At 33.1% G+C, this 6,452-nt stretch carries 6 protein-coding genes; 4 read left to right on the forward strand and 2 right to left on the reverse strand.

Annotation, left to right across the window (positions count from 1 at the left end):
* Positions 1-156: 156 nt before the first annotated feature.
* Entirely contained in the window at positions 157-2,049 is a 1,893-nt protein-coding gene (locus CN326_RS14090) for an FtsX-like permease family protein (RefSeq protein WP_098309642.1), read from the forward strand.
* Between the two features lie 11 nt (positions 2,050-2,060).
* On the opposite strand, the gene CN326_RS14095 is transcribed toward CN326_RS14090, so the two are convergent.
* Positions 2,061-2,666: a hypothetical protein gene (locus CN326_RS14095; RefSeq protein WP_098309643.1), complete on the reverse strand. Its 606-nt coding sequence runs from the start codon at positions 2,664-2,666 to the stop codon at positions 2,061-2,063.
* A 219-nt stretch (positions 2,667-2,885) separates the two neighbouring features.
* On the opposite strand from CN326_RS14095, the gene CN326_RS14100 reads away from it, so the two are divergent.
* Positions 2,886-3,449, forward strand: coding sequence for an FtsX-like permease family protein (locus CN326_RS14100; protein WP_098309644.1), 564 nt, complete (start codon positions 2,886-2,888; stop codon positions 3,447-3,449).
* A gap of 99 nt (positions 3,450-3,548) precedes the next feature.
* On the opposite strand, the gene CN326_RS14105 is transcribed toward CN326_RS14100, so the two are convergent.
* Positions 3,549-4,457 (reverse strand): EamA family transporter, encoded by a 909-nt coding sequence (locus CN326_RS14105; RefSeq protein WP_098309645.1) that lies wholly within the window; start codon positions 4,455-4,457, stop codon positions 3,549-3,551.
* A 532-nt stretch (positions 4,458-4,989) separates the two neighbouring features.
* Between CN326_RS14105 and CN326_RS14110 the strand changes: the two genes are divergently transcribed.
* Together CN326_RS14110 and CN326_RS14115 are read left to right on the forward strand one after the other, a co-directional pair.
* Positions 4,990-5,697 (forward strand): cytochrome c biogenesis CcdA family protein, encoded by a 708-nt coding sequence (locus tag CN326_RS14110; protein ID WP_098309646.1) that lies wholly within the window; start codon positions 4,990-4,992, stop codon positions 5,695-5,697.
* Between the two features lie 89 nt (positions 5,698-5,786).
* Positions 5,787-6,293, forward strand: a complete 507-nt coding sequence (locus CN326_RS14115; RefSeq protein ID WP_098309647.1) for a CcdC family protein — start codon at positions 5,787-5,789, stop codon at positions 6,291-6,293.
* Positions 6,294-6,452 lie beyond the last annotated feature (159 nt).

Below are 6,452 nucleotides of genomic sequence, written 5' to 3' on the forward strand. Positions count from 1 at the left end.
GACAAAACTGTAAGACTGTACTAAAGCATGTAAGGAAGTTCGATGTTTTCCTCATTCTTTTTTTATTATAGTAAAAGAGAAGAAAGAATAAGGAGATGTCATAATCATGATAATACATATGTTTATAGAAATAAAAAAACGTGGGAGGGAATGTAGATGACGTTTTCTCAACTCGCGTTTAAAAACGTTAGTCGAAATATGCGCGCGTATGCTGCTTATTTTTTAAGTAGTGCATTTTCAGTTATGATTTTCTTTTTATATGCTTTATTTATTTTTCATCCTGATATTGATGGAATTCCAGGAGCGATTCGCCAAGGAATGCTTGTTGCAGAGTACATCATTTATTTCTTTTCTTTTTTCTTTATTTTTTACTCTGTTAGTTCATTTTTAAAGATGAGGAATAAAGAGTTTGGTATTTTTGTTATTCATGGTATTACAAATCGGCAATTAATACGGATGATTTTCTTTGAAAATATGATTGTTGGTATAAGTGCTCTCATCAGCGGTATTGTTTTAGGTCTTTTATTTGGGAAGTTATTTTTTCTGTTAGCAAGTACTATGATGGGATTAAAAAGTTTGCCGTTTTATATGCCGTGGAAAGCAATGAAATTAACAGCTGTTGTATTTTTGGCATTGTTTTTCATTGTTGCTTTTACGACAAGTTTATTTGTGAAAAGTAAAAAAGTAATCGCATTATTAAAAGGGAATAAAAAACCAAAGCCTGAACCGAAAGCTTCTATTCTATTATCGATCGCAGCAGCAGGGTTGATCGCGATTGGATATATGTTATCTATAACAGCAAAGCCCATGACTGTCGCGATTTTATTACTTCCTGTCGCAACAATTGTAATCATTGGTACGTATTTTTTATATACACAGCTTAGTGTATTTGTGATAAGGCTTTTAAAGCGATGGAACCATATCTATTGGAAGAAAACGAATTTATTATCTTTTTCTATGTTAGCATACCGTATGAAGGATAATGCACGTATGTTTTTTATGGTGACGATTGTCTCGACAGTTGCTTTTTGTGCCATCGGAACTTTCGCGGCTTTTATAGAAACGCAAAAGGGCGAAGCGATGAAGAACGTTCCATTTGCTTTTAGTTTGATTACATATAATGAACATCAAGGACAGAAAGCGCAATATGAAAAAGAAATTGAAGATACTTTTCAAAAGGAAAAGATTATATATAAAAAAGTAAGCACACAGTTGAAATTTCAATCTATTTCTAACGATTCGCAGCCAGCTGTGATCATGAATCAGAATGAGTATAATAAGTTTGCAAAGCAGCCTGGATACGAAACTGTTTCATTAACAGGAAATGAAGCTGTTCGCGTTCCTTCTTTTGCAATGGAAAGTCATGTTGTAGATTATTCTAAAGAACCAGATGTAACGTTGCAAGAAAGTGGAAAACAAATTCACATTTCTTCTATGTTGAAACAGAATATTTTTTCAGGCGGTGTATTTCCTGGCAAGATTTTTGTTGTTTCGAATGAAATGGGACAGCAAATTACAGCGGGACAGCAAACAGCGAGTTATACAGCGTATACAGTAAAGAATTGGGAAGAAACGACGCAAGTAGCAGCGCAATTAGAGAAACAAATAAACCAAAAAGGGCAATATGAATTTTCATCACGCATTACAACTTATAATGATATTAAACAATTGACAAGTGTCATTTTATTTATCGGGTTGTTTGTCGGAGTTATTTTTTATTTATGTGCCGTTAGCTTTTTATATTTCCGTTTATTTACCGATTTAGAAACAGATAAACAATATTATCAATCACTTTTGAAACTCGGTATGAGCGGAGATGAAATGAAACGAATTATAACCGTACAAATGGGAGCATTATTCTTTATTCCGATTCTCATAGCGGTTTTGCATACGAGTGTTGCTTTAATGACGTTGCAAAAATTATTCGTAACAGAGATTCTTTGTTCCTCACTTATTGTTATTGGGTTATTTTTATTTGTGCACACATGTTACTTTTTACTATTAAGAAGACGATACTTTATACAGTTGAAAAAGCAAATTATGCAATGAAAACAGCGATGTTACTTTGTAACATCGCTGTTTTTAACTTCAATACAATATGTATATACGTGTTCATTTTCTTTGATAAGACGTTGTATAGAACGATCATCTTCAAGAGAAGTTGCAGATCCTTCTATTTTATTTGTGTTAAAAATCCATGCCCCAAGAATAATCTTTTCGTTGTACTTTATTGTTTTTCCTTCACGAATCGATGTGTAAGTAGATACATTCCCTTCAGGGAATATGTCCTCAAAGAATTTATACGAGCCTCCAGAAATATTCATAAACCACTGCTGAACTTCACGTGTTCCGTTCTCATATTGAAATATTTGCTGCCCGAAAGAAAGTTTTATTTTTTCTTTTTCAAAATGGGATGAAGAAAGTCCGCCGATTTCTTTTACTTTTGCTCCGTCTTTATAATACTCAATGGTTGTGCGAATTTCGTCTTGTTTGTTTGGAAGGGTGGCTTCATAGATATATATGTTTCCTTGTTGAATGGGAGTTAAGTTTAATATTTGCGCTTCTTGTTTTGTTAATTTGTACGGCTTAACAAATGGATGCGTATGATTTGTACAACCGCCAAGGAGTATCAGCAGTATGGAAAGAAGAAAGAACCCTTTTTTCATGTCATCACCTCAGCTTAATATATTATACGTACTGTGAGATATTTCCTTTAAATAGATAATAGAGGTGTTGCAATTATTAATACATATATCGAATAAATGTATGTATTTTTCAATTTAAGTCTTAAGGCTTAGATATAATTCCTATTGGAGTTCGATGCGAAGGCATATATCATTTTATATACTAATTTGTGGTATAGGAAGTTGTACGGAGGAGTTGTTATGTCGTTATTTCAATTAGCAAAGAAAAATATACAGGCACATGCGGCAGAGCGATTACAACATTTTGTTTTTATAGCTTGTAGTGTGATTGTATATTTTCTTTTAGTATCCATTCAATATAATGAAGCAGTTGTAGGGGCAATAAAGCATAAATCATTTTTATATTATGGATCAACAATAGCATTCAGTTTTTCATGTCTTTTCATACTGTATGTACATGCTCGTTTTATGAAAAATCGTCAAAAAGAATTACAATCGTATCGATTCACTGGTATGAAGCGAAGGCAATTAAGTCTTATATTGTGCTATGAACAACTTATGATAGGGGGAGGAGCACTTGGTTTTGGGCTTCTTCACGGTATGTTATTTTTAAAGTTATTTACTGTTATTATTATGAGATTAACGGGTAGTCATGGAATAAGTAGTGCGCCGATTACAATATATGGCCTTTTGTATACAGCTATTTCATTTATTATTATGATTTTACTGACGGTGGGGCAATGTTATCGATGTGTGTATCAGTTGACTGTTATAGATTCATATAACGTGAATGAGAAAGTATGAATGCTTTGTGTATAAAGTGAAACTTCCATCAGTGGGGGGCTTACTGTCCGTTAATGCGGGATAAAATGAAAACCGGGCTTCCTAGAGAAGTCCGGTTTTTTATGCTGCCACTTTTTTATGTGTATGCTGCCTTGTGGATCGTCCACGTATTTTATATGCAATTTGAGGAATTGTAATTCCTACAAGGATAAGTGCAACACCAAGCCATTGTGAAGTCATTACAGCTTCTTTTAAGAAAAGCACCGACATAATTGTTGTAACTGGTAGTTCAGCGGCGCCTAAAATTGTCGCTAAACCAGAGCCGATTTTTGGAATTCCAATTGTAAATGTAATGGTGGGAATCACGATGCTAAATGTCCCTAATGCTAACCCGTATTTCCATAATCCGTTTGTAAGTGCACCATTATATATAAACGTTGGTGGGAAAGCAATCATTACTAATGTTAATGCGCCGGCCATAAGCAATACGCCGCGAGGTAATGATGGAACTTCTACTGCCACTCTTCCGCTCACGAAAATATAAAAAGCAAATGCAATTGCTGATAATAATCCAAAGAAGATACCTTTCATATTAAAGCTTCCTGCTGATTGCTCGAGTAATCCGCTTGAAAGAAACGTTCCGGTTAGTAAGAAAAGTACAGACATCAATTTCTCTCTAGAAGGAAATGTTTTTGTTGCAACTGCTTCAATGATAATCCCGATCCAAACGAATTGAAATAGTAAAACAATAGCGATAGAAGCTGGTACAGTTTGTAATGAACCGTAATAAAAAATACCTGTTAAGCTAGCTGATGTGCCTGCGATAAATAAAATAATCATTTGCTTTAATGGTACACGATGCCTAGAGATTAATAATGTAATCGCAAGTAAAATGAGCCATCCGAACAAATATTGACTTCCGATTACTTCTCCTAGTGTAAATCCTTCACTGTACGCAAATTTAACAAAGATTGCTAAAATACCGTAACTGCATGCTCCTAATAAAACGAGTAATGAATAACGAAGCACCCTATATTCCTCCAATCTATTTTATTAGTAACTATGTTCCAGAACGAACAAATATAGCTAGATGGAAGTATACAAAATTAAAAATGTAGGGTCAACTGAAAGAAAAGTGTGACATTTTATAGAATAATAATAAAAGTATGATATTTATGCATAATGATGAAAAAAGAGGGATATATTGCTTGAGAATATAAGAGGAATATGAATATAACTTTCATTACAAAAAAATATTTTATAATAATAAATGAAGTGAAATATATAAATCAAAATTAAAAAACGACATAAAAACCTCTTTCTTTTTAGGTGGGTAAGAGCATCTAATGCATAGCAGCGACTTATATGTTGAAAAATCAAAATGGATTTATCCCGCATTAACGCCCCTACTGATGGAAGTTTCACTTTATATAAACAAAGTAAATATCAATATTACGAATAGAATTTTATGATATTCATAGTGATAATAGTAAGTTCATGAATTTTTCATGGTATTCGCTGTGAATTTTGCTACAATAAATGAGAAGAGAGGAGGCGGAATATGCAAGACATTAATATCTTTTTAGCGTTTGGGGCAGGTTTTTTATCATTTATTTCTCCATGTTGTTTACCGCTCTATCCAGCATTTTTATCGTACATAACAGGGATGTCTATTTCTGATTTAAAAGAGGAGAATGCCATGCTTCGTAAACGGAGTATGTTGCATACAGCATTTTTCTTAATTGGGTTTTCGATTATTTTTATTGCAATTGGTTTTGGAACAAGCTTTTTAGGGACATTTTTTGTAGATTATCAAAATCTAATTCGCCAATTAGGAGCTATTTTTATTGTTGTTTTCGGTCTTATTATAACAGGAGTGTTTAAACCAACATTCTTAATGCAAGATAAAAAAATTACATTTAAAAGTAGACCGAGTGGTTACTTTGGCTCTACTTTAATTGGAATCGCATTTGCTGCGGGATGGACACCTTGTACAGGACCGATTTTAGTGTCAGTTATTGCACTTGCTGCGACAAATCCACAATCAGCGATGTTATATATGATTGCTTACATACTTGGTTTTGCGATTCCATTCTTTATTTTGTCGTTCTTTATTACAAAAATGACTTGGATTAAAAAACATAGTGCATCGTTCGTTAAAATTGGCGGTTATATTATGATTGTAATGGGTGTATTACTTTATTTTAATGGTCTTACAAAAATCACTATATTCTTTTCGAATTTATTTGGTGGATTTAAAGGATTTTAGTTTTTTTTATAGAAATGTTGGAAATACTAAAAGTAGAGCATATACTGAGACTATATTTTCGATATTTCCAAAACAAAGGGTGAGTACGAATGAATTTAGCTCTTTTATCAAGTATTATGGCGATTTGTATGGCTGTCGGAGTCATGTTTATTCGCATAAAAGCAGCAAAAAAACCAGCAACATTGAAAAAAATTGTACTTCCACCAATCTTTATGAGCACGGGAGCAATTATGTATCTTCTCCCTGAATTTCGTCTAACAGCGCAAGAAATATTAGAAGCAATTACTGTAGGATTAATTTTTTCTATTTTTCTTATTAAAACGTCAAAATTTGAAATACGTGGACAAGAGATTTATATGAAACGCTCTAAAGCGTTTATCTTTATTTTAATCGGTTTACTTGTTGTTCGCATTGCGTTTAAATCGTATTTAAGTGCGACGATTGATGTAGGACAATTAAGTGGAATGTTTTTCTTACTTGCGTTTGCGATGATTGTATCATGGCGCATTGCAATGTATCGTTCGTTTACGAAATTACAAAAGGAAATGGAAAAACAATCCGATCTTTATAATGAAAAAGATATAAAGTTAACGTAAAAACCTCAAGAATTCTTGAGGTTTTTTATCATATCTGGCGATTCATCCCCCCACCTCAAATGCGAAGCGGTAGGTGGGGGATGAATCGCTTTTTCTGTTTTTTTTTAGTATATAAATAGAAACATATGTTCCTTTTTGATATACTTTGTGTATACAAAA

Origin of the sequence: Bacillus sp. AFS018417, assembly GCF_002560985.1 — a bacterium.
GTDB lineage: Bacteria > Bacillota > Bacilli > Bacillales > Bacillaceae_G > Bacillus_A > Bacillus_A rhizoplanae.